The sequence below is a fragment of the Paracoccus marcusii genome, assembly GCF_028621715.1.
Taxonomy (GTDB): Bacteria; Pseudomonadota; Alphaproteobacteria; order Rhodobacterales; family Rhodobacteraceae; genus Paracoccus; species Paracoccus marcusii.
In genome coordinates this window covers 2,573,233-2,596,961 of record NZ_CP117466.1, presented here as the reverse complement: position 1 = coordinate 2,596,961, position 23,729 = coordinate 2,573,233, and the positions used below count along the sequence as shown (strand labels likewise).

Genomic DNA, 23,729 nt, shown 5'->3' with positions numbered 1-23,729 from the left:
CTCAGGCGGCCTCGGTCCGGCGGGCGTGGGCGATCTCGGCCTCGGTCAGGGGGCCGGGGAAATGGCACGCGACCTGATGGTCGCCGACCGTCAGCTGCGGCACCGACGCCGCGCATTCAGCCTTCGCCCGCGGACAGCGCGTCCGGAACACGCAGCCCGAGGGCGGGTTCATGGGCGAGGGCAGGTCGCCCGCCAGCGGCACGATGGTCTTGGCGGTCTCGATCGTCGGATCGGGGACCGGCACGGCCGATAGCAGCGCCTGCGTATAGGGGTGCTGGGGGTTGGCATACAGCGCCTGCACCGGACCCATCTCCATCACCTTGCCCAGATACAGCACCATCACCCGGTCGCTGATATGTTTCACCACCGACAGGTCATGCGCAATGAAGATCAGCGCCAGTCCCAGATCCTTTTGCAGCCGGATCAGCAGGTTGATCACCTGTGCCTGGATCGACACGTCCAGCGCGGACACCGGCTCATCGCAGATGATCAGCTTGGGCTCAACGATCAGGGCGCGCGCGGTGCCGATGCGCTGGCACTGGCCGCCGCTGAACTCATGGGGATAGCGGTTGATCTGGTTGGGCAGCAGGCCGACCTTTTCCATCATCGCCTTGACGCGCTCGCGCACCTGGGCGCGGGGCAGGTCGGGGCGGTGCGTGGTCAGGGGTTCGGCGATGATCTGGCCCACGGTCATGCGCGGGTTCAGGCTGGCCAACGGGTCCTGGAACACCATCTGGATGTCTTGGCGATAGGCCATCATCTGCCTGGGTGTCAGCGCCAGAAGGTCCTTGCCGTCTATCCATTCAGCCTGGCCCGTAGCCGGGACCAGCCCGATCAGGGCGCGGGCCAAGGTCGACTTCCCGCAGCCGGATTCGCCTACCACGCCCAGGGTCTCTCCGGGCGCCAGGGCGAAATCGACGCCGTTCACCGCGCGCAGCGGGTTGGGGCGGGTCCAGGGCATCGCGCCCTCGGGGCGGATCTGGAAGGTCACGCGCAGGTCGCGCACGCTCAGAAGATCGCTCATGGCTTGGCCTCCGATCCGGGGGTCTGGGTGGCGCCGGCCGCACCGGCACCGGCGACGGCGCCCTCGGGCAGGGCGTCGTCCGGCGGCAGGGTGTCACCAGCGGCGACTAGGTCGGGCTGCGGGTCGTCGATCATGCGCCGGGCCAGCACCTCGGCCACTGGGGCGTGGCAGGCACGGGCGCGGCCGGGGGCAAAGACCTCCAGGGCTGGGTCGACGCTGGCGCAGCCTTCGCGGCGATAGGGGCAGCGCGGCTCGAACGCGCAGCCCGAGGGCGGGCGGCTCATGTTCGGGGGCTGGCCTGGGATGGCGCGCAGGTCCTCATCATCCTGATCAACGCGCGGGATCGCGTCCAGAAGGCCCTGGGTGTAGGGATGCGTGGGTTCGGCAAAGATCGGGCGCACCGGCCCGGTCTCACGGATGCGGCCGCCATACATGACCGCGACCCGTTCGCATGACCCCGCGACCACGCCCAGATCATGGGTGATCAGGATCATCGCCATGCCGAAATCGCGCTGCAGGTCCGACAGCAGCGCCATGATCTGCGCCTGCACGGTCACGTCCAGCGCGGTGGTGGGTTCGTCCGCAATCAACAGCTTGGGGCGGCACAGCAGCGCCATGGCGATCATCACCCGCTGCCGCATGCCGCCCGAAAATTCGTGCGGATAAAGCCGCACGCGCCCCTTGGCGTCGGGGATCTTGACCGCGTCCAGCATCTGCACGGCCTGCGTTACGGCATCGCGTTTCGACAGGCCCTTGTGCAGCGTCAGCACCTCGGCCATCTGGTCGGCCACCCGCATATAGGGGTTCAGCGAGGTCATCGGGTCCTGAAAGATCATCGCGATCTGTTCGGCCCGGATGCGGTTCAGCACCTTGGGCGGGGCGTTCAGGATCTGTTGCCCGTCGAACAGGACGCTGCCCGAGGCGCGGCCGTTACGCGCCAAAAGGCCCATGATCGCGAAGGACAGCTGCGACTTGCCGCTGCCGGATTCGCCGACGATGCCCAAGGTTTCGCCCGCATCGACGGACAGGGTCACGTCGTTGACGGCCCGCACCTCGGCATCGTTGGTCTGGAAGCGGACCGAAAGGTCGCGCAATTCGAGAAGGGCCATCTCAGCGCTCCTTTGGGTCGAGGGCATCGCGCAGGCCGTCGCCCACGAAGAAGAAGCCGAACAGGGTGATCACGAAGAAGAACAGCGGAAAGGCCAGCTGCCACAACGTGCCATAGTTCATCGTGCCGGCCCCTTCCGAGATCAACGCCCCCCAGCTGGTCAGGGGTTCCTGCACGCCCAGACCAAGGAAGCTGATGAAGCTTTCCGTCAGGATCATCAGCGGCACCAGCAGCGTCGCATAGACCGCCACCACGCCCAGCAGGTTCGGCACGATATGGCGGACGATGATGCGGAAGGACGACACGCCGGTGGCGCGCGCGGCCTCGATGAATTCTCGGTTCTTAAGGCTAAGCGTCTGACCGCGAACGATCCGGCTCATGTCCAGCCAGGAGATCAGGCCGATGCCCAGGAACAGCATCGACATCGACCGCCCGAACATGACCAGCAGCAGGATGAGCACGAACATGTAGGGGATCGACATCAGGATATCGACCGTCCGCATCATGATCTGGTCGGTGCGCCCGCCGACATATCCCGCCGTCGCGCCATAGAGCGTGCCGACGATGACGGCGATGGCCGCCCCCACGACGCCGACCATCAGGCTGATGCGCGTGCCCTGCACGACGCGTGCATACAGGTCGCGGCCCAGGTTGTCGGTGCCGAAGAAGTGCCCGTTTTCCATGGACGGCTGACCCATCTGGGCGACCTGACCCATGACGCTGAAATCCAGCTCCTCGTTCGACCATTGGGCGAGATAGCCGCCGAAGATCGCGAACAGCGACACCAGCACCAGGATCGTCAGGCCCAGCATCGCGGCCTTGTTGCGGAAGAAGCGGCGGCGCGCGTCGGCCCAGGGGCTGCGGCCGCGGACCTCTGCCTCGACGAAGCGGTCGGACAGGGACTGCATCTTGGATTGATCGATGACCATGACCTAGTACCTGATCTTGGGGTCGATCCATGCGTAGAGCACGTCGACGATGAGGTTGAAGAGGATGGTCAGCGCGCCCACCAGGATGGTGACGCCCATCATCACGGCATAGTCGCGGTTTAGCGCGCTGTCCACGAAGGCCTTGCCGATGCCGCCGGTCGAGAAATAGATGTCGATCACCACCGACCCGGTGATCATGGACACGAAGACCGGCCCCAGATAGCTGATCACCGGCAGCATCGCAGGCTTCAGCGCGTGGCGGATGATGACGCGGTGTTCGGGCATCCCCTTGGCCCGGGCCGTGCGGATGTGGTTCGAGCCCAGCACCTCCAGCATCGACGATCGGGTGATCCGCGCGATCGACGCCATGTAGCTGGTCGACAGCGCGATCACCGGCATGATCCAGAAGCTGGGATTGCTGAAGCTCCAGCCGCCGCCCGGCAGCAGCCCGTACCACAGGGTCAGGACCAGCACCAACAGCGGTGCCATCACGAAGTTCGGCAGCACCTGCGCGCCGATTGAGACACCGACGGCCAGATAGTCGACCCAGCTGTTGTGCCAGATCGCCGCCACCACGCCCAGGGCCACGCCCACGACGACGGCCGCCACGAAGGACAGCCCGCCATAGGTCAGCGTCACCGGGAATCCGCTGGCGATCAGCTGGTTCACGGTGCGGTCGGGATAGACGAAGCTGGGACCGAAGTCGAAATGCACGACTACGTTGACCAGATAATTCCAGATCTGCAGCCACAGCGGGTCGTTCAGACCGTACTGCGCCTCCAAGTTGGCAAGGACGGCCGGGGGCAGGGCGCGTTCGCCCGTGAAAGGTCCGCCCGGTGCGATCTGCATCAGGACGAAGGAGAAGACGATCAGCAGAAGCAGCGTGGGTATCGCCACCGCCAGCCGTCGCAGGATGAATGCGAACATCGCGTGGGGCCTTCCCTGCGGGATGGTTGAAAAATGACAGGGCCGGGGCGGTCGTGCCGCCCCGGCCCCCGGTCAGGATGGCTGCTTATTCCGCGACGCGGTACAGGTCCTTGGCGTACCAGGTGTTCAGCAGGTTCTCGCGCGGCAGGCCCTTGATGGCCGGGTTGATCATGTCGACCTTGGCATAGTGATAGACGAAGACCGCCGGGTTCTCGTCGGCCAGGATCTCCTCGGCGCGCTGATAGAGGGGCGTTGTGTCCTCGGCCGTGCGGGCCTCGACCAGCAGCTTGTCGTATTCCTCGTTCGACCACTTGCCGCTGTTGTAGCCGTCGGTGCGGAACCAGTCCAGGAAGGTCGTCGCCTCGTTGTAGTCGGCGCACCAGGCATAGCGTGCGATCTCGAAGTCCTGGTTCTGCAGGCGGTCGGTGTGGACGGCCCATTCGACGTTGTTCAGCTCGATCTCGATGCCCAGGGGGCGCCAGAACTGCTGGGCCGCGATGGCCAGCAGGCGGTGGCTGTCGTCGGTGTTGTACTGCAGCTGCAGGCGCACCGGGTTGTCGGGACCGTAACCGGCCTCGGCCAGCAGCTCGGCGGCGCGGGCCATGCGGTCTTCCTGCGACATGTCCTTCATGCCGCCCTCGGGCGCGGCAAAGCCGTTGATGGCCCAATGCGTCCAGGTGTAGGCGGGCTCCTGTCCGCCCTGCAGGACCTGATCCACGATGACTTCGCGGTTCAGCGACAGGGCCAGCGCCTCGCGGACACGTTCGTCCTTCAGCGCCTCGGGGCCCTTCTCCGACAGGTTGAACACATAGGCGTAAGAGCAGCCGTAGGGCACAGACACCGCCTCTTCGGGGGATGACTCGGACAGGCGCGGATACTGGCCGGCGGGGATCTGGACGCGGTCCAGCTCTCCGGCCTGATAGCGGGTCAGGGCCACGTTGTTGTCGTTGACGGTCACGCCGCGCACGGTCTGCATCACGACGTTCTCGGCATCCCAGTATTCCGGGTTCTTCTCGAAGACGATCTCGACGCCCAGATTGTGGCTGGCCAGGGTATAGGCCCCGTTGCCGACCAGGTTGGCGGGCTGCACCCAGGCGTCGCCATGCTCCTCGACCACCGCGCGCGGCACGGGATAAGTCGTGGTGTGCGACAGGGTGTTCAGAAAATAGGGGGTGGGCGTGGTCAGCGTGACCTGCAGCGTCTTGTCGTCCAGCGCGACGACGCCCAGTTGGTCGGGCTCCATCTCGCCCGCGATGATCTGCGTGGCGTTCTGCAGGTTCATCAGCTCCATGTACCAGGCGTATTCCGACGCGGTCTCGGGCGTGACGACGCGCTGCCAGGCATAGACGAAGTCGTCCGCCGTCACCGGGTCGCCGTTCGACCACTTGGCGTCGCGCAGCGTGAAGGTGTAGGTCAGGCCGTCCTCGGACATCTCGTGGCTTTCGGCGACGCCGGGGATCATGTTGCCCGCGGCATCCTCGATCATCAGGCCTTCGAACAGCGAGCGCAGCGCGTCCGAACCCTCGACGTCGGTGTTCTTGGCCGGGTCAAGCGACTTGATCGCGTCCAGCAGCCAATAGGTATAGGTCTGGTTCTCGGCCAGGGTCTCGCCTTCGGCAGGCTGCACGGCCCAAGCGGGCATCGCCAGCGCGGTCAGCAGGGCGGTCGTCGCGAAAAGCTTAGTCATCCCAACTCCTCCAAGTTGTCTGTCGGTGTCGTGTCGCACCGGAATGGCGCGAGGTTTAGTGAAAGCACGGGTGTGGGCAAGCGGCGTTTCGCGCTTTCCAAGCCGACCGCCCTGTGGAAAACAGGCCCGCATGACGCAACGGGGACATATTACGCTGGTGACGGGCGGCGCGCGGTCGGGCAAGTCCGCCTTGGCCGAACGGCTGGTCCTGCGCCATGCGATGCCGCGCATCTATATCGCCACGGCCCAGGCCCGCGACGCCGAGATGGGTGAAAGAATCAAGGCGCATCAACAGGATCGCGGACAGGGTTGGCGCACCATCGAAGAACCGCTGGATCTGGCCGGCACGCTGCGCGCGACCGACGGACAGGGCGTGCGCCTTGTGGATTGCCTGACGCTGTGGATGTCGAACTGCATGGGTTCGGCGGATATCGGCGCATTGATGGTGACGTTACGTCAGCAATGCTGTCCTGTCGTGCTGGTCAGCAACGAATTGGGGCAGGGGATTGTGCCGGACAACGCCCTGGCCCGCCGGTTCCGTGACGATCACGGCCGGATGAACCAAGCGGTGGCGGCGCTGGCCGACCAGGTCTGGATGGCCGTCAGCGGCATGCCCCTGCGCCTGAAACCCATGGCAGAGAACCCCGATGCCCCGATTTGACCAGACCGCCGCCGACCGTGCCGCCGCGCGCCAAGCCACGCTGACGAAACCCGCCGGATCGCTTGGCCGGCTGGAGGCGCTGGCCGTGTTCATGGCAGGCTGGCAGGGGACCGACCGCCCCACGCTGGACCGCGCGCAGGCGCTGGTCTTTGCGGGCAATCACGGGATCACGGCACAGGGCGTCACGCCCTTTCCGCCCGGGGTGACGGCGGCGATGGTCGCGAACTTTCGTGCAGGCGGCGCGGCGATCAATCAGCTGTGCCGTGTGGCGGGGGCCGATCTGGGAATCGTCGCGCTGGATCTGGACCGGCCCACGTCCGATTTCACCCAAGGCCCCGCGATGACGTCGGCCGAGGTCGACGATGCGATGGCGCAGGGCGCCGCCGCCGTCGATCCCACCGCCCAGGTCCTGCTGCTGGGAGAGATGGGGATCGGCAATTCCACCACCTCGGCCGCACTGGCGGCGGCGACCTTTGGCGGACGGGCCGAGGACTGGGTCGGCCCCGGCACCGGCGCGCAGGGCGCGATGCTGGCCGCCAAGGTCCGCGTCGTGACGGAAGGGCTGACCCGCCACGCCGTGACTGGCACCTACGACACGCTGGCCGCGTTTGGCGGTCGCGAACAGGCGGCCATCTGCGGCGCGGTACGCCGTGCACGGGACCTGCGCATTCCGGTGATCCTGGACGGGTTTATCTGCACCGCCGCCGCCGCCGTGCTGACCCGCGATGATCCCGACGCACTGTCCCACTGCCTGATCGGCCATGAAAGCGCCGAACCGGGGCACCGACGCCTGATCGCGTCGCTGGCGATGCAGCCCGTCTTGTCGCTGGACATGCGCTTGGGCGAGGGGTCCGGCGCCGCCGTGGCCCTTCTGGTGCTGCGCGCCGCGCTGGAGTGCCACAACGGCATGGCGACCTTTGCCGAGGCCGGGATTGTCTAGGTCGCACCAGATCGTCCTGGCGCTGGTCTTCCTGACGCGGCTGCCGTTTGGGCGCCTGCTGCCGCCCGAGGTTCTTCCGCTGTCCCGCGCGGCCTGGGCCTTTCCGCTGGCGGGGGCGGTGCTGGGGCTGCTGGCCGGGGTGCCCCTGTGGATCATGGGGACGGGCCTGCTGCCGGCGGCGCTGTCCGTCGCCCTGGCCATCTGGCTGACCGGTGCGCTGCACGAGGATGCGCTGGCCGATTTCGCCGATGCGGGCGGCGGACGGGACCGCGCCGACCGGCTGCGGATCATGCGCGAATCGACAATCGGCAGCTATGGCGCGGCCGCGCTGGTGGCGACGGGCCTGGTCCGCGTGGCGGCGCTGGCGGCGCTTGGACCACTGGCGCTGATCGCGGCGGCCGCGGCGGGGCGGGTGGCACCGGTGATGCTGATGCGCGCACTGCCGCCGGCGCGGACCGACGGGCTGGGTCAGGGGGCCGGACAGCCCTCGCGCCGGGCGGTGGTTGCGGCCACGCTGACGGGCGTTCTGGCACTGCTGCTGGGTGCGCCGGGACCAGGGGCCGCGGCCTTGGCGATGGCGCTGACCGGGCTGTCGGTCGTGGCGGTCTCGCGCCGCGCCTGCCGCCTGCTGGGCGGGCAGACGGGCGATGTGCTGGGCGCGTCGGTGCTGCTTGCGGAATGTGCGGCGCTGGTCGGGATGGCCGCGCTGACCTAGGGTCAACTGGCGGAAAACCTTGACCCGCGCAGGCCGCTTGCCGCATATCCTGCCAGCCAGAACGACCGGGTCAACCGGACCGCGGCCAAAGGCCGTACCTTGAGGGAGGAGCATATCATGAGCGGCCTGTTGGCCCTTTCGCGCGGCATCGACCGCGTCACGACGCTGATCGGGCGCAGCGTCGCCTGGCTGATCCTGCTGGCCGTCGTCATCAGCGCCGTCAACGCGGTCGTCCGCAAGGTGTTCAGCATGTCGTCGAACGCCTGGCTGGAGGCGCAGTGGTACCTGTTTGGCGCAGCCTTCATGCTGGCCTCGGCCTGGACGCTGCTCGAGAACGAACATATCCGTATCGACGTGATCTACGGCCGCTGGTCGCGCCGGGTGCAGCATTGGATCGATCTTCTGGGCACGATCCTGTTCCTGATGCCCTTCACCACGGTCATGCTGTGGCTGACCTGGCCCGCCCTGATGGGCAGCATCCGCACCGGAGAGATCTCGATGAACGCGGGCGGCCTGCCGCTCTGGCCGGCGCGGGGCGTGCTGGTGGTGGGCTTTGGCCTGCTGTTCGCCCAGGGCCTGTCCGAGATCGTGAAAAAGATCGCCGTCATGCGCGGCATCATTCCCGATCCGCACCAGAACACCGGCCCGAACGAGGCCGCCAATCACGAGGCCGGGCTGATGCTGACGGGCCGCACCGACCAGACCGATGAACCGGAGCGCCGCCCGTGATCGACCTTATCGCCCACAACCTTGCCCCCATCATGTTCTTCTCGATGGTGGCGTTCCTGCTGTTCGGCTATCCGATCGCCTTTGCGCTGGCGGCCAACGGGCTGCTGTTCTTCTTCTTCGGAGTGTTCCTGACGCCCCTGTCCGACCAGGTGAACCTGGGCTGGAACCTGCTGGGGGCGCTTGGCGACCGGGTCTTCGGCGTGATGCGCAACGACACGCTGCTGGCCATCCCGTTCTTCACGCTGATGGGGATCGTGCTGGAACGGTCGCGCATGGCCGAGGAGCTGCTGGACACCATCGGCCAGCTGTTCGGCCCGGTCCGCGGCGGCCTTGCCTATGCGGTGATCCTGGTGGGTGCACTGCTGGCGGCCACGACCGGCGTGGTCGCGGCATCGGTCATCTCGATGGGCCTGATCTCTCTGCCGATCATGATGCGCTACGGCTATGACAAAAGCCTGTCGACGGGCGTGATCGCGGCGTCGGGGACGCTGGCGCAGATCATTCCGCCGTCGCTGGTGCTGATCGTGCTGGCCGACCAGCTGGGCCGTTCCGTGGGCGACATGTACAAGGCGGCGATGGTCCCGGCGCTGGCGCTGGTCGGCGTCTACATCGTCTATGTCCTGATCCTGTCGATCCTGCGCCCCAAGGCCATGCCCGCCCTGCCGCTGGAGGCGCGCAGCCTGGGCGGCGGCGGCTGGTCGCTGGCCGTGGTGATCGTGCTGGCCGTCGCGATCTTCCAACTGGCCAGCCGCTGGATGGACGCCAACGGCGTCACGAACGCGCCCATCTGGGCGGCGACCCTGGCGGTCGTGGTCCTGCTGATCCTGGCGGTCGCCGACCGTGCCACGGGCGGCCGTTGGCTGTCGCCGATGACGCGGCAGGTCATCATCGTGATGATCCCGCCCCTGGCGCTGGTCTTCCTGGTGCTGGGCACGATCTTCCTGGGCATCGCCACGCCCACCGAAGGCGGCGCGATGGGCGCGATGGGCGCGCTGATCCTCTCGGCGATCAAGCGCCGCCTCAGCTTCGACGTGCTGAACCAGGCGCTGCTGTCCACGGTCAAGCTGTCGGCCTTCGTGATGTTCATCCTGCTGGGCGCGACCGTCTTCTCGCTGACCTACTATTCGGTCAACGGCCATATCTGGGTGCGCGACCTGCTGACCGCGCTTCCCGGCGGGGTCACGGGCTTCCTGATCGTGTCCTGCATCATCATCTTCATCCTTGGCTTCTTCTTGGACTTCTTCGAGCTGGCCTTCGTCATCGTGCCGCTGCTGATCCCGGCGGCGAATGCGCTCGGCGTCGATCTGGTCTGGTTCGGGGTGATCCTGGCGGTCACGATGCAGACATCGTTCCTGACGCCGCCCGTGGGTTTTGCGCTGTTCTATCTGCGCTCGGTCGCGCCGCGGAAATCCTATCGGGACAAGATCACCGGCCTGATGATGGACCCGATCACCACCCTGAACATCTATCGCGGCGCGGTTCCCTTCGTGGGGCTTCAGGTCCTGATGATCGCGGCGGTGATCGCGTTCCCGGGGATGGTCATGCACTACAAGGGACCGGTCGTGGACACGTCGAACATGCGGATCGAGATCCCCATGGGCGGCGGCCTTGGCGGGGGGCTTGGCGGCGGTCTCGGTGGCGGCCTCGGTGGTGGGCTGGGCGGCGGCGGCGCGGCCCCGCAGGGTGGCAGCGGCGGGTTCGGCACGCTTGGCGGATTGGGCGGATCGCCCTTTGGCCAGCAGCAGCCGGCCCCTGCGACGCCGGTCCCGGACGCAACCGCCCCGGACGCACCAGCACCGGCCAGACCTGCGCCGGAAGCCGCGGCACCCGAGGCGGCGGCACCCTCCGGCGGGATGGGCCTGGGCTTCGGCGGGCCTCCTCCGGGCCTGTCGGGGAACTGACGGGCAGACCCGTCACCGCGGGCCCGATGCACCAACGAAAAACCCCCGCGCAGCATCTGCGCGGGGGTTTCGCATTCCGGTCGGGTCGACCGATCAGCCGCCGACGGCCAGGGTGCCGTTGCGCTGCTGGATCATCATGAACGTGTCGAACGTGTATTCCGCGGTCTGCTGGTACAGGTACCAGTCGTCGCGGAACTGCAGCATCGCCTCGTACTGCGTCTTGAAGGCCTCGTTCTCGGCCGAGACCTCGGCATAGACCTCGTTCGCGGCGGCGAAGGATGCGGCCAGCACCTCCTCGCTGAACGAGCGCAGCTGCGCGCCCGAACCGACCAGCTCCTTGAGCGCGGTCGGGTTCTTCATGTCGTATTTCGCCAGCATGTTCTGGTCGGTAGCCTGCGCGCAGGTCCGGAACAGCGACTTGTAGTTCTCCGGCAGTTCGTCCCACTTACCCTTGTTCACGAAGAAGCTGACCGTCGGGCCGCCCTCCCAGAAACCGGGATAGTAATAATAAGGCGCGACCTTCTGGAAGCCCAGCTTGCTGTCGTCATAGGGGCCGACCCATTCGGCCGCGTCGATCGTCCCGCGCTCCAGCGATGGATAGATGTCGCCGCCGGCGATCTGCTGCGGCACCACGCCCAGCTTTTCGACGACCCGGCCCGCCAGGCCGGAAATGCGCATCTTCAGGCCCTGCATGTCGGCCAGAGAGTTGATTTCCTTGCGATACCAGCCGCCCATCTGCACGCCGGTGTTGCCGCCCGGATAGCTGACCAGATTGTACTTTTCCAGGAAGGTGTTGTAGTTTTCGATGCCGCCGCCCTGATAGTTGTAGGCGTTCTTGGCGCGGGCCGAGAAGGTGAACGGCAGGTCGGCGCCACAGGCGAATGCCGGGTCCTTGCCCCAGTTGTAGTAGCCCACCGAATGCGAACATTCGACGGTGCCGTCGGTGGTCGCGTTGATGGCGTCCAGGCCCGGCACGATCTCTCCGGCCGAGAACACCTGGATCTGGAAGCGGCCGTCGGTCGCCTCGGACAGGCGCTGAGAGATTTCCTCGGCGCCGCCATAGATGGTGTCCAGCGACTTGGGAAAGCTGGAGGCCAGGCGCCAGTTGATCTGCGGTGCCTCTTGCGCGATGGCGGGCGCGGCCAGCACGCTGCCGGCTGCCGCCGCAGCACCGCCGATGGACGCCCGCGCGATGAAGGACCGCCGGTCCAACGCTTTGGAATCTTTCATTCTGTCTCCTCCGCTTGGGTCGGTGGGCCCCCTCGGCCCGCAACTTCCCACCCTGCATGGCCGACAGTTTAGCCCCGCTTTCGGGCCTGTCGAGTGTTCTGAGACCGATCCCTCAAAGTTATTTCACGCCGCCGGCCCTGATGCGGTCGCGCAACCGCACGCAGGCGATTGTGCCCGCAAAAACGGCGCATTATCAGGGATGTCGCGGCAAGGAGGCTCAGATGCGCATCGAGGATTGGCAGCCCGACCTGACCAGCCAGCCCGGACCCAAGTTCCGCGCCCTGGCCAACGCCCTGCGCGAGGCCGCGCGGTCGGGCCAGTTGGCGCCCGGCACGCGCCTGCCGCCGATGCGCGACCTGGCCTGGCGGCTGAAGGTCACGACCGGGACCGTCGCCCGGGCCTATCAGGTGGCCGCCGCCGAAGGCGTCGTGGAAAGTCATGTGGGACGCGGCAGCTTCATCGCCGCGGCGCGCCCCCGTCGCCCGGTGCCGCAGCCGCTGCTGTACGAAAGCCTGGACCACCCTGCATCCCCGCAGGGCCCGGCTGACCTGCGCATCCCGCAGCTGCCTGATTGCGGTCAGGCGCGGGTCCTTGCCACGCATCTGGCGGCGATGGCGGCGGACATGGACGCGTCGGTCCTGGATTACACCCCGCTCAGCCGCGACCAGGATTGCCGGGGCGCGGCGCTGGACTGGATGTCCGTCCGACCCTTGGGGACGGTGGCCGACCACGACATGGTCCTGACGCACGGCGGTCAGCACGCGATCACGCTGGTCATGGCGCTGTGCCTGGCGGATCAGCCCGCGCAGGTCATGGTCGAGGCGCTGACCTATCCCGGCATCACCCACGCGGCACGCCTGATGCGCGCCCAGACACAGGCGGTGGCGCTGGACAATCAGGGCATGATCCCCGAGGATCTGGACCGCGTCGCCCGCGCCACGGGGGCGCGGCTGGTGTGCCTGACGCCCTCGGCACAGAACCCGACGCTGGCGTCGATGGGGGCCGCCCGGCGCGACCGCATCGTCGAGGTGGCCCGCCGCCACGACCTGCAGATCATCGAGGACGAATGCTATGCGCCCAGCCCGCGCCCCGATGCGCCCCCCAGCCTGCGCGCCTTGGCGCCGGAGCGGGTCTGGCATGTCAGCAGCCTGTCGAAGATCATCGCCGCGGGCCTGCGCTTCGGCGTGCTGATCTGCCCCGAGGGGATGGGCCAGGCGGGGCGCGTCGCCGCGCAGCACAGTCATATGGGCCTGTCGCAGCCGATCACCGGGCTGGTGACGCGGCTGCTGCGGTCCGGCGATGGCGATCGGATCGCCCGCGAGGTTCAGGCGCAGGTGGCGGATCGGCTGGCCTTGGCGCAGGAGGCGTTGGCGGGTCTGGATGCGCGGGGTCAGGCCGGCGTGCCGATGGTCTGGCTGCCGCTGCCCGCGCCCTGGACGGCCGCTGATTTCGCGTCGCGCGCGGCGGCGGCGGGGGTGATCGTGCGCCCGTCGTCGGATTTCTGCGGACCGGCACAGGCGCCGGTGCAGGGAGTGCGCATCGCGCTGAACTGTCGGATGCCGCGCGACAGGCTGGCCGCCGCGCTGCAGACCCTGTGCCAGATGGCAAGGTCCGGCCCCGAGGCGGGGCCGGACTGAGGCCTCAGCGCAGAATGCTGCGGCCGGCGTATTCGGCGGTGGCGCCCAGCATTTCCTCGATGCGGATCAGCTGGTTGTATTTCGCCAACCGGTCGGAACGGGCCAGCGAACCGGTCTTGATCTGACCACAGTTGGTGGCGACGGCCAGGTCGGCGATGGTCGCGTCCTCGGTCTCGCCCGAACGGTGCGACATGACGCTGGTATAGCCCGCGCGGTCGGCCATGCGCACGGCGTCCAGCGTTTCCGACAACGTGCCGATCTGGTTGACCTTGACCAGCAGACTGTTGCCGCAACCACGCTCGATCCCCTGGGCCAGGCGCACGGGGTTGGTCACGAACAGGTCGTCGCCGACCAGCTGGATGCGGTCGCCCAGCTTGTCGGTCAGCATCTTCCAGCCGTCCCAGTCATCCTCGGCGCAGCCATCCTCGATCGACAGGATCGGATAGGCGTCGCACAGAGCGGCCAGGTAATCGACGTTCTCGCCGGGGGTCAGGGACTTGCCCTCGCCCTTCATTTCGTACTTGCCGCCCTTGAAGTATTCGGTGGAGGCGCAGTCCAGTGCCAGCATGATGTCGTCGCCGGGACGATAGCCGGCCTTCTCGATGGCCTTCAGGATGAAATCCAGCGCGTCGCGAGTCGAGGAGAGGTTCGGGGCAAAGCCGCCCTCGTCGCCGATGCCCGTGGACAGGCCCGCCGCCGACAGCTCCTTCTTCAGCGTGTGGAAGATTTCCGATCCCATGCGCACGGCTTCGCGGATGTTCTCCGCGGCGACGGGCATGATCATGAACTCCTGAATGTCGATCGGGTTGTCGGCATGCTCGCCGCCGTTGATGATGTTCATCATCGGCACCGGCAGGATGCGCGCGCTGGTGCCACCGACATAGCGGTAGAGCGGCTGGTTGGTCGCATCCGCCGCCGCCTTGGCCACTGCCATCGACACGCCCAGGATCGCGTTGGCGCCCAGGCGGCCCTTGTTGGGCGTCCCGTCCAGCTCGCACATCATCATGTCGATGGCGCGCTGTTCGGTCGAATCCTCGCCCACCAGGTTCTCGGCGATCTCGCCGTTGACGGCGGCCACCGCCTCCAGCACGCCCTTGCCCATATAGCGGGACTTGTCGCCGTCGCGCTTTTCGACCGCCTCGTGCGCGCCGGTCGACGCGCCGGAGGGAACGGCCGCGCGGCCCATGGTGCCGTCTTCCAGGGTCACGTCGACCTCGACGGTCGGGTTGCCACGGCTGTCCAGGATTTCACGGGCGAAGATGTCGATGATGGCGGTCATAAGCGCACTCCGGTTGATGCTTGGCGCCTTGTTAGCGCCGCAAGCCCGGTTTCGCAATCTTCACGGAAAGCGGATGCGCGCCCAGATCGGCAGGTGGTCGGACGCGTCGCGCGCGCCCGCCTCGTTGAAGACGCCGGTTTCCAGGACGTGCAGGTTTGTGGACAGGGCCATCCGGTCCAGCCGCAGCCGGGGCAGGGGCGCGGGCCAGGACGGTCCCGGCGCCACGACCCGGAACCCGGCCAGCGATTCAAGCCCCCGGTCGTCGCGCCATTCGTTGAAATCGCCCATCATCACGATGTGGTCGTCCGCGATCCGAGAGGCCTGCGCGGTGATCCGGGCCAGCTGCGCACGCCGCGACGACCGCGCCAGCCCCAGATGCGCGCCGATCAGCGTCAGGCCGGGCAGGCGCAGGGCCACCGCGCCGCGCGGCTCCAGACCCGGCAGGGGCAGGCGGCGCAGCACCGCCTGTTCGGCCAGATGCGGGCGCATCAGGATCGTCTGGCCATGCCAGCCCAGGCTGCTTTCGGTCGTGCCGTAGATATCTGCAGGCACCAAACCCGTTTCCGACTGGATCAGGTTGCGCGGCAGGGCTTCGGGACGGGCGCCAAGGCGAAAATCCACCTCCTGCAGGGCGATGATGTCCGGGTCCAGCGACCGGATCACCGCCAGATTGCGCAGCGGCGCATGCGGGCCGGTCATCCCGCGGCACTTGTGCAGGTTGTAGCTTGCGATCTTCAGCATCAATCCATCCGAGCTGGCGTTGCGGGTGATCTTGGCGGGGTCCGCGTCACGCGCAAGGGGCAGGCGCGCACAACCCCGTCAGGTGCCGCAGAACGTCTGGCGAACCGCCTGCGCAGGTGTCGGTGCCTGCGCCAGATCTGCCCAATCGGTGCGCAGGTCGCGCGGATGGGTGATCGCGTCGAACAGTCGTTCGAAAGGCGCCATGTCGCCCGCCACGGCGGATGCGATCGCCTGTTCGACCCGGTGGTTGCGCGGAATGTGCCGCGGGTTGGCCCGGACCATCACGGTCGTGTCGGGCGACAGCGCCTGCCAGTCGCGGGCCCAAGTGTCGAAGGCCGCGGGGTCGGCGAATTCGTCGCGCGCGGTCCCGTCCGACAGGCCCGCGAAGACGCGGGTGAAATCGGCCCGCTGTTCGGCCATCATCTGCAGCAAGCTCTCGATCAGCGACTGGTTCGCGGCACCGTCGATGCCCAGCTTGTCGCCGAACCGACGCAGCCATGCGGCCTGATACAGCGGTGCAAAGCGATGGACGGCGGTGGTGGCGGCCTCGACCGCGGCCTCCTCCTCTCCCATCAGGGGGATCAGGCAGGTCGCGAACTGGGCCAGGTTCCAGACGGCGATCTGGGGCTGGTTCGCCCAGGCATAGCGTCCCTGGCGGTCGATCGAGGAAAAGACCGTGTCGGGGTGATAGACATCCATGAATGCACAGGGCCCGTAATCGATCGTCTCGCCTGAGATCGCCATGTTGTCGGTGTTCATCACCCCGTGGATGAAGCCCAGCGCCATCCATTGCGCGATGGTTTCGGCCTGCGCAGCGACGACCCGGTCCAGCAGGGCCAAGGGGCCGTCCGCATCGGGATAGTGGCGCGCAATCACGTGGTCGGTCAGGGCCGCCAGTGCATCCTTGCGGTCGCGCACGGCAAAGTACTGGAACGTGCCGACGCGGATGTGGCTGGCGGCGACGCGGGTCAGGACGGCACCGGGCAGGCCGCCCTGTTCGCGCCACACCTGATCGCCGGTGGCGACGGCGGCCAGCGCGCGGGTCGTGGGCACGCCCATCGCCGCCATGAACTCGCTGACCAGGTATTCGCGCAGCACCGGCCCCATCCAGGCCCGCCCGTCGCCGCGACGAGAGAAGGGCGTCGGCCCCGACCCTTTCAGCTGGATGTCAAACCGCGCCCCGTCGGGGGCCACGATCTCTCCCAGAAGGACGGCGCGCCCGTCGCCCAGCTGAGGCACGAAGCCGCCGAACTGGTGCCCGGCATAGGCTTGGGCCAGCGGCGCCGCACCCTGCGGAACGGCATTGCCCGACAGCATCTCGACCGTCAGCGCGTCGCGGTCCAGCCCCAGTCGATCCGCCAACGGTCCGTTCAGCGCAAGCAGGCTGGGGGCGGTCACGGGGGTGGGGTCCACGCGGGCAAAGAACCCTTGCGGCATCCGGGCATAGCTGTTGTCGAAACGGATCATCGCGGTCTCCTTTGACCATTACATAGGCGCGCATCCCGGCATTGCCAGCCCGGAACCCTTGCGCCACAGGCGTCAAGGGCGTATCGGCATCCGGCAAAAGGAGCTGTCCCATGAAATTTCTCGACCTCGCCAAAGTCTATATCCGCTCGGGCGGGGGTGGCGCGGGCTGCGTGTCGTTCCGCCGCGAGAAGTTCATCGAATACGGCGGTCCTGACGGCGGTGACGGCGGCCGCGGCGGCGATGTCTGGGCCGAGGCGGTCGATGGGCTGAACACCCTGATCGATTTCCGCTATCAGCAGCATTTCTTTGCCAAGTCCGGTCAGCACGGCATGGGCAGCCAGATGACCGGCAAGTCCGCCGACGACGTCGTGCTGCGGGTGCCCGTCGGCACCGAGATCCTGGACGAGGACCAGGAGACCGTGATCGCGGACATGACCGAGGTCGGACAGCGCGTGCTGTTGGCCAAGGGCGGCAACGGGGGCTGGGGGAACCTGCATTTCAAGTCCTCGACCAACCGCAGCCCGCGCACCGCCAATCCTGGGCTGGAGGGGGTCGAGCGGACCATCTGGCTGAGGCTGAAGCTGATCGCGGATGCGGGCCTGGTGGGCCTGCCCAATGCCGGCAAGTCGACCTTCCTGGCTGCCGTGTCGAACGCGCGTCCCAAGATCGCCGACTACCCCTTCACCACGCTGCACCCCAACCTTGGCGTCGTCGGCGTGGACGGGCGCGAATTCGTGATGGCCGACATTCCGGGTCTGATCGAGGGCGCGAGCGAGGGCCGGGGCCTGGGCGATCAGTTCCTGGGCCATGTCGAACGGTCGAACGTGCTGCTGCATCTGGTGGACGGCACATCCGAGACCGTGGCCGAGGATGCGCGCACCATCCTGACGGAACTGGAGGCCTATTCGCCGGTCCTGATGCAGAAGCCCCGCGTGACCGCGCTGAACAAGATCGATGCGCTGGAGGAGGAGGAGATCGCCGAGCGCCGCGCCGCGCTGGAGGCGGAGCTGGGCCATCCGGTCATGCTGATGTCGGGCGTGGCCCGGACCGGCGTGACCGACGTGCTGCGCGCGCTGTGGACCCAGATCGAGCCATCGCGCGCACCCGCCGCCCCCGAAACGCCCGAGGGGACATGGCAGCCGTGAGCGTGCCGCAGCTTGGCAGGGCCCGCAGGCTGGTCGTCAAGATCGGCTCGGCGCTGCTGGTCGGCCCCGAGGGCCTGCGCGGCGACTGGCTGCGCGGGCTGTGCGATGACGTAGCCGCATGGCGGGCGCAAGGCTGCGACGTCGTGCTGGTCAGTTCGGGATCGATCGCACTTGGGCGGCGGGTGCTGGGCCTGCCTTCCGGCGCGCTGCCGCTGGAACAGGCTCAGGCCGCGGCGGCCGTCGGCCAGATCCGCCTGGCCCGCGCCTATGAGGAGGCTCTGGCACCCCACGGCGTCATCACCGCACAGGTTCTGCTGACGCTGGAAGACAGTGCCGACCGTCGCCGCTATCTGAACAGCCGCGCGACGATGCAGACCCTGCTGGGCTTGGGCGTGGTGCCCATCGTGAACGAGAACGACACCGTCGCCACCGACGAGATCCGCTTTGGCGACAACGATCGCCTGGCCGCGCAGATCGCCGTGACCTGCGGCGCGGACCAACTGCTGCTGCTGTCGGATGTCGACGGGCTCTATACGGCGAACCCCAAGACCGATCCGACGGCCCGCCATCTGCCGGTGATCGAAACGATCACCCCCGAGATCGAGTCGATGGGCGGCGACCCCGTGTCGGGCCTGTCCAAGGGCGGCATGAAGACCAAGCTGATGGCGGCGCGCACCGCGGTGGCGGGCGGATGTGCGATGGCGATTGCGGAGGGGTCGGTCCTCCGCCCGCTGTCGGCCGTTACACAGGGCGCCCGGACTACGTGGTTCCTGCCCGAGGCGGATCCGCAGCTTGCCCGAAAGCGCTGGATCGCCGCGATGAAGCCCAAGGGCACGGTCATCGTGGACGATGGCGCGCGCCTGGCGCTTGGCCGTGGCAAATCGCTGCTGCCTGCGGGCGTGACGCAGGTGCAGGGCGATTTCGGGCGCGGCGATCCGGTGGCGATCACCGACTACGCCGGCCAGCGTCTGGCGACCGGGCTGATCCGTTATACCGCAACCGAAGCGCGGGCCATCGCCGGTCATCACTCGGCGCAGATCGAGACGATCCTAGGCTATCCCGGTCGGGCGGCATTGATCCATCGCGATGACATGGTGACGTAACGGACATCTGACTCCCCATCGGGCAAAGGAACCGAAAGGGGGGTCCGGGGGGCTGGCCCCCCGGCTGTCGCGGGACGCAATCAGCCGCCGACGGGGCGCCGGGCTCCGGTCAGCCGGGCGACGCCGCGGCTGCGGGTCAGGCGGATCGCGGTGCTGCCCGGCGTGGGCAGCGACAGGACGGCCTGCCGCAACGCCAGGATTGCCTCGTCGCTGCTGCGCGGCAGGTCCGCTGGCATGATCGGTGCGCCGATGGTTACGCGATAGGGTTGGCCGGTCTTGTTCAACACCTCGTTGAACAGCGTCACGTCGCGCAGCGTCGGATGGATCTTGTCGAACAGGTAGAACAGCGCCGAATTGCGCGCACGGATGCGCAGCGGGATCACCGGCAGGTCGAACTTGCGGGCAATCATTGCGGCGCTTGCCATCCAGGGACGCTCGTTCAGGGTCAGGCCGGTGCGCTTGGCAAGGCGGCCCGACGGAAAGATCAGGCCGATCCGGCCCGCCGCAATCGCGTCGCGAGTATAGTCCATCGTCGCGCGGGTCTTGGCATGGCTGCGCTTTTCAACCCGCCATTCGACAGGGGCGATCATGTCGATCATCTGCGGCAAGACGCGGATCATGTCGTGGTTGGCATAGATGAAGACGTCGTCGCGCAGCTGCGAGATCACCGCATTCAGGAAGATCCCGTCCGCGATGCCGGTGGGATGGTTGGCCACGATCAGGGCAGGGCCGGTGGCGGGGATATGCTCCAACCCTTCGACCTGCAGATCGCGGACGATCAGGTCGCTCATCCGACGGAAGATCTCGGCCGGGGGCAAGTCGCGAAACTCGGCACCCAAATCGACGGTGCGGGGATAGCGCAGAAGATGCATCATCGCCCACCGCGCCACGCGATCGCGGGGACGTCCGGAAAACAGCCAGGGCGCCCGCTCCGCGATCAGCGGGTCCAGGCGCGCCTGCATCTCGGCGCGGGCCTCCTCATGCTTGCCCATCGCGTCCCCCTCAGCGTCCCGCAGCGATCATGCGCGAGACCATCTCGCGTGTATTGCGGCTCAAACCCGCGAGAGATGCGATCCGTTCCAATGCATTGCGCGCGTGATCGCGGCGCGCGGCGTCATAGCGGGGCCATGTCTCGAACGCGGTGGACATGCGCGCGGCGATCTGCGGGTTGACCGCATCCATGCGCATCAGCCAATCCGCCGTGAATGCATAGCCCGACCCGTCGGCCGCGTGAAAGCCCGCATGGTTCGCCGCCAGACCGCCCAGCAGCGCGCGAAAGCGGTTGGGGTTCTTCCAGTCGAAATCGGGGCGCGCGGCCAGCCGTTCCGCGACGGCGACGGCGTCAGACGGGGGCGCGGCCATGACCTGGATGCCGAACCATTTGTCCATGACCAGCCGGTTGTCGGCGAACTCGTCGTGCAGCATCCGCAACGCGCTGTCGCCGCGGCCAAGGCGCAACAGCACGGCCAGTGCGGCCATGCGTTCGGTCATGTTGCCCGCGATGCCGAACAGCACCTCGGCCCGGTCGCCGCCGTCGATCCGCCCCAGCAACCCCAGCGCCGCGATGCGCAGCGACCGGCGCGCAGCCGCGTCCGCATCGGGGGAATAGGCGCCCGGCACGGTCATCGTGTCGTACAGTTCTGCCAGCAGATCCTGATGCGCCATGGCAATGCGGCGGGCCAGCCCCGCACGCGCCTGTTGGATCGCATCGGGGTCGGGCGTGGTGCCGGTGGTGGCCAGACGGGTCGCGATCTCCTCCTCGCCGGGCAGGTTCAGGCACAGCGCACGGAATGCCGGATCGGCATCGGCATCGCCGGCCAGCGCGCCGATCGCGGTGATGTAGTCGTCGCCCGCATCCGCTCCGCGCGCCAGCTGGGTCAAGGCGGACAGCGCCAGTTCGCGCCCTGCCTCCCACCGGGCAAAGGGGTCGGTGTCATGGGCCAGCAGGAAGGCCCGCGTCGCATCGTCCATCTGCCGCTGCAGCATCACGGGGGCAGAGCACCCGCGCAGGACCGAGGCGACGGGCCGTGCGCCCAGACCTTCGAAGCTAAAGCTTTGCCGATCCTCGGTCATCTCCAGGACGCGGGTCGGCGCGACCTCGTCACCGTTCGGGCCGATCAGGCCGACCGCGATCGGGATGACGCGGGCGGGCTTGTCAGGTTGGCCGGGAGTGGGCGGCGTCTGCTGCGTGAAGTGCAGCGTCAGCGTGCCGTCCTGCCAGGTTTCCTGCAGGGTCAGGACAGGGGTCCCGGCGTCGGTGTACCAGCGCTTGAATTGGGCAAGGTCGCGGCCGGTGGCATCCTCGAAGACCTTCAGCCAATCCTCGATGGTGGCGGCATCGCCGTCGTGGCGGTCGAAGTACAGGTCCAGCGCGCGGGCATAGCCGTCGTCGCCAACCAGCCGCTTCAGCATGCCGATGACCTCGGCGCCCTTCTCATAGACCGTCGCGGTATAGAAGTTGTTGATCTCCTCGTACCGGTCGGGACGCGGGGGGTGCGCCAGCGGACCCTGATCCTCGCGGAACTGGCGCGCGCGCAGGGTCTGCACATCCTCGATCCGCTTGACCGCGGCCGAGCGCAGGTCGCTGGTGAACTGCTGGTCGCGAAAGACCGTCAGCCCTTCCTTGAGGCACAGCTGGAACCAGTCGCGGCAGGTGATGCGGTTACCGGTCCAGTTGTGGAAATACTCGTGCGCGATCACCGCCTCGATCCGCTCGTAGTCGCCATCGGTCGCGGTATCCGGAGAGGCCAGCACCAGTTTCGAGTTGAAGATGTTCAACCCCTTGTTTTCCATGGCGCCCATGTTGAAATCGTCGACCGCGACGATGTTGAACACATCCAGGTCATATTCGCGGCCATAGACGTCCTCGTCCCAGCGCATCGACGCGATCAGGCTCTCCATCGCAAAGCCCGCGCGGTCCTGATCGCCGGGACGGACCCAGACGTTCAGATCGACCGCGCGCCCCGACCGGGTGGTAAAGCTGTCGCTGACCGCCACCAGATCGCCCGCCACCAGCGCGAACAGATAGGCAGGCTTGGGCCAGGGGTCGTTCCATTCCGCGACGCCGTCCTGGGCGCGCACGGGGTTGCCGTTCGACAGCAGCACCGGCAGGTCGCTGCGCAGCGTCACGCGGAACGTGGTCATCACGTCCGGGCGGTCGGGATAGAAGGTGATGTGGCGAAACCCCTCGGCCTCGCACTGGGTGCAGAAGATGCCGCCCGACAGATACAGCCCCTCGAAGGCGGTGTTGTCCTGCGGATCAATGCGCACGTCGGTCGCCAGCGTGAAGGGCACGCGGGGCAGGGCGGCGGCGCGGATGGTCAGCGTCTCGTCATCGCGAAGGACGTGGGCCGGGTCCACGGTCAGCCCGTCGATGCGCAGCGACTGCAAACGCAGCCCCGCGCCGCCATCCAGCACTAGATCGACCGGCTGGTCCGACGGCTCCAGGTCCAGTTCGGTCAGAACGACCGTGTCGCGGGGGGCCAGGGTCACGTCCAGCCGGGTCTGTGACAGGGTGAACGGCCAGGGACGGTAATCGGCAAGGTGCTGGACAGGCTGCGGTTTCTCGACGGACATGGTCAGCGGCCTTTCGTAAAAATGCGGCCGCAAGCGGAACCCCGGCCTTTAGTCGGTGTTAATCGCCTGAACGCCGGCTCGCAAGGCGTGGCGTCGGGCGTTGGCGGTTGACAGCCGAACGGTCACACGCCACAGCTTCGCGACCTAACCCGGTCAAAATACAGTCTGAATCGGAGACCTGCATGAGCTATGATCCCAACGATCCGAACCGCGTGAAACCCGGCACCACCCCCAAGGAAACCTATGTCGAGCCGGTGGAGCGCAAGTCTTCCGCGCTGCCGCTGATCATCGGTGTCCTGCTGGCGCTGGCGCTGGCCTATTTCGTGCTGCAGCGTTTCATGGCTGATGACACGACCGTCGTCGAAGGTGACACCACCACGGTGACGACCACCGAACCCGCCCCCGAGACGACCACGGCCCCCGCCGTCGTCGAAGAACCCGAAGTCGATGCCGCGGCGTCCGAGGCCGAAGCCGCTGCCGACAACGCGGCAGCCGAAGCAGAGGCTGCAGCCGAGAGCGCGTCCGAGGCCGCCGATGACGCCGCCGCCGGTGCCGCCGATGCAGCTGACGACGCCGCCGATGCCGCCGGCGCCGCTGCCGACAGCGCGGTCGAAGCCGCAGGCAATGCAGCCGACGCAGCCGGCACCGCGATCGACAATGCCGTTGACGGTGCAGGCGAGGCCGCATCGAACGCAGCGGATGCCGCAGCAGAGGCAGCCGACAGTGCGGCTGACGCCGTTGACGACGCCGTCAGCGTCGAAGAGCCCGCGACCACCCCTGCGCCTGCGACCACCGCACCGGCGACCACCACGACGCCGGCCCCGGCCAACTGATCCGACCGGTCAGGTCACGGAACGGCCCGGATGCATCCGCATCCGGGCCGTTTTCACATGCGCTGGACCAGTTGTTCCCAAGCCGCCGCAGTTGTCT

At 67.6% G+C, this 23,729-nt stretch carries 20 protein-coding genes; 9 read left to right on the top strand and 11 right to left on the bottom strand.

All coding sequences use genetic code 11. The annotated features are described in order from the left end of the window. Position 1 precedes the first annotated feature (1 nt). From PRL19_RS12840 to PRL19_RS12820, 5 genes are all read right to left on the bottom strand, one after another. On the bottom strand, positions 2-1,024 hold the full coding sequence (locus PRL19_RS12840; protein ID WP_273743200.1) for an oligopeptide/dipeptide ABC transporter ATP-binding protein: 1,023 nt from the start codon (positions 1,022-1,024) through the stop codon (positions 2-4). Continuing rightward, the gene (locus PRL19_RS12835; RefSeq protein WP_273743199.1) at positions 1,021-2,133 is read right to left on the bottom strand and encodes an oligopeptide/dipeptide ABC transporter ATP-binding protein; all 1,113 of its coding nucleotides are present in this window, start codon (positions 2,131-2,133) and stop codon (positions 1,021-1,023) included. The genes PRL19_RS12840 and PRL19_RS12835 overlap by 4 nt, the downstream gene beginning before the upstream one ends. 1 nt (position 2,134) lies before the next feature. Further along, positions 2,135-3,061, bottom strand: a complete 927-nt coding sequence (locus PRL19_RS12830) for an ABC transporter permease subunit (protein WP_240542400.1) — start codon at positions 3,059-3,061, stop codon at positions 2,135-2,137. Between the two features lie 3 nt (positions 3,062-3,064). Further along, positions 3,065-3,988, bottom strand: coding sequence for an oligopeptide ABC transporter permease OppB (oppB, locus tag PRL19_RS12825; RefSeq protein ID WP_045981409.1), 924 nt, complete (start codon positions 3,986-3,988; stop codon positions 3,065-3,067). Positions 3,989-4,073: 85 nt separating this feature from the next. Then, positions 4,074-5,675 carry a peptide ABC transporter substrate-binding protein gene (locus PRL19_RS12820; RefSeq protein ID WP_273743198.1) on the bottom strand — a complete coding sequence of 534 codons (1,602 nt, stop codon included), beginning with the start codon at positions 5,673-5,675 and terminating at the stop codon, positions 4,074-4,076. 130 nt (positions 5,676-5,805) lie between these two features. On the opposite strand from PRL19_RS12820, the gene cobU reads away from it, so the two are divergent. The 5 genes from cobU (at position 5,806) to PRL19_RS12795 (ending at position 10,621) form a co-directional block, all read left to right on the top strand. Next, positions 5,806-6,336, top strand: a complete 531-nt coding sequence (gene cobU / locus PRL19_RS12815; protein WP_273743197.1) for a bifunctional adenosylcobinamide kinase/adenosylcobinamide-phosphate guanylyltransferase — start codon at positions 5,806-5,808, stop codon at positions 6,334-6,336. Further along, positions 6,323-7,276, top strand: a complete 954-nt coding sequence (gene cobT, locus PRL19_RS12810; RefSeq protein ID WP_273743196.1) for a nicotinate-nucleotide--dimethylbenzimidazole phosphoribosyltransferase — start codon at positions 6,323-6,325, stop codon at positions 7,274-7,276. Before cobU ends, cobT begins: the two co-directional genes overlap by 14 nt. After that, the gene (gene cobS, locus PRL19_RS12805; RefSeq protein WP_273743195.1) at positions 7,269-7,991 is read left to right on the top strand and encodes an adenosylcobinamide-GDP ribazoletransferase; all 723 of its coding nucleotides are present in this window, start codon (positions 7,269-7,271) and stop codon (positions 7,989-7,991) included. Before cobT ends, cobS begins: the two co-directional genes overlap by 8 nt. A gap of 117 nt (positions 7,992-8,108) precedes the next feature. Beyond that, positions 8,109-8,720, top strand: a complete 612-nt coding sequence (locus PRL19_RS12800) for a TRAP transporter small permease subunit (protein ID WP_045981404.1) — start codon at positions 8,109-8,111, stop codon at positions 8,718-8,720. Next, positions 8,717-10,621, top strand: coding sequence for a TRAP transporter large permease (locus tag PRL19_RS12795; RefSeq protein WP_273743194.1), 1,905 nt, complete (start codon positions 8,717-8,719; stop codon positions 10,619-10,621). Before PRL19_RS12800 ends, PRL19_RS12795 begins: the two co-directional genes overlap by 4 nt. A 93-nt stretch (positions 10,622-10,714) precedes the next feature. On the opposite strand, the gene PRL19_RS12790 is transcribed toward PRL19_RS12795, so the two are convergent. Next, positions 10,715-11,833, bottom strand: coding sequence for a TRAP transporter substrate-binding protein (locus PRL19_RS12790; RefSeq protein ID WP_273744510.1), 1,119 nt, complete (start codon positions 11,831-11,833; stop codon positions 10,715-10,717). A 239-nt stretch (positions 11,834-12,072) separates the two neighbouring features. Between PRL19_RS12790 and PRL19_RS12785 the strand changes: the two genes are divergently transcribed. Next, entirely contained in the window at positions 12,073-13,488 is a 1,416-nt protein-coding gene (locus PRL19_RS12785; protein ID WP_273743193.1) for an aminotransferase-like domain-containing protein, read from the top strand. A gap of 4 nt (positions 13,489-13,492) precedes the next feature. Here the strand turns inward: PRL19_RS12785 and eno are convergent, their stop codons facing one another. The 3 genes from eno to PRL19_RS12770 all read right to left on the bottom strand — a co-directional run bounded on the left by eno (position 13,493) and on the right by PRL19_RS12770 (position 16,975). After that, complete coding sequence (gene eno, locus PRL19_RS12780; protein ID WP_045981400.1) at positions 13,493-14,767, bottom strand: phosphopyruvate hydratase; 1,275 nt, start codon at positions 14,765-14,767, stop codon at positions 13,493-13,495. Positions 14,768-14,827: 60 nt separating this feature from the next. After that, a complete protein-coding gene (locus PRL19_RS12775) occupies positions 14,828-15,508 on the bottom strand; it encodes an endonuclease/exonuclease/phosphatase family protein (protein ID WP_045981399.1) in 681 nt (226 codons plus the stop codon). Positions 15,509-15,586: 78 nt separating this feature from the next. Next, complete coding sequence (locus PRL19_RS12770) at positions 15,587-16,975, bottom strand: protein adenylyltransferase SelO (protein ID WP_273743192.1); 1,389 nt, start codon at positions 16,973-16,975, stop codon at positions 15,587-15,589. Positions 16,976-17,085: 110 nt separating this feature from the next. On the opposite strand from PRL19_RS12770, the gene obgE reads away from it, so the two are divergent. Both obgE and proB read left to right on the top strand, forming a co-directional pair. Then, entirely contained in the window at positions 17,086-18,120 is a 1,035-nt protein-coding gene (obgE, locus tag PRL19_RS12765) for a GTPase ObgE (protein WP_273743191.1), read from the top strand. Next, positions 18,108-19,223 (top strand): glutamate 5-kinase, encoded by a 1,116-nt coding sequence (gene proB, locus PRL19_RS12760; RefSeq protein WP_273743190.1) that lies wholly within the window; start codon positions 18,108-18,110, stop codon positions 19,221-19,223. Before obgE ends, proB begins: the two co-directional genes overlap by 13 nt. 80 nt (positions 19,224-19,303) lie before the next feature. Here the strand turns inward: proB and PRL19_RS12755 are convergent, their stop codons facing one another. Both PRL19_RS12755 and pepN read right to left on the bottom strand, forming a co-directional pair. Continuing rightward, positions 19,304-20,215 (bottom strand): 1-acyl-sn-glycerol-3-phosphate acyltransferase, encoded by a 912-nt coding sequence (locus PRL19_RS12755; RefSeq protein ID WP_240542399.1) that lies wholly within the window; start codon positions 20,213-20,215, stop codon positions 19,304-19,306. Between the two features lie 10 nt (positions 20,216-20,225). Further along, positions 20,226-22,799: an aminopeptidase N gene (gene pepN, locus PRL19_RS12750; protein WP_273743189.1), complete on the bottom strand. Its 2,574-nt coding sequence runs from the start codon at positions 22,797-22,799 to the stop codon at positions 20,226-20,228. A gap of 182 nt (positions 22,800-22,981) precedes the next feature. Here pepN and PRL19_RS12745 point away from each other — a divergent pair, with 182 nt between their 5' ends. Further along, positions 22,982-23,632 carry a hypothetical protein gene (locus PRL19_RS12745; protein WP_148912176.1) on the top strand — a complete coding sequence of 217 codons (651 nt, stop codon included), beginning with the start codon at positions 22,982-22,984 and terminating at the stop codon, positions 23,630-23,632. Positions 23,633-23,729 lie beyond the last annotated feature (97 nt).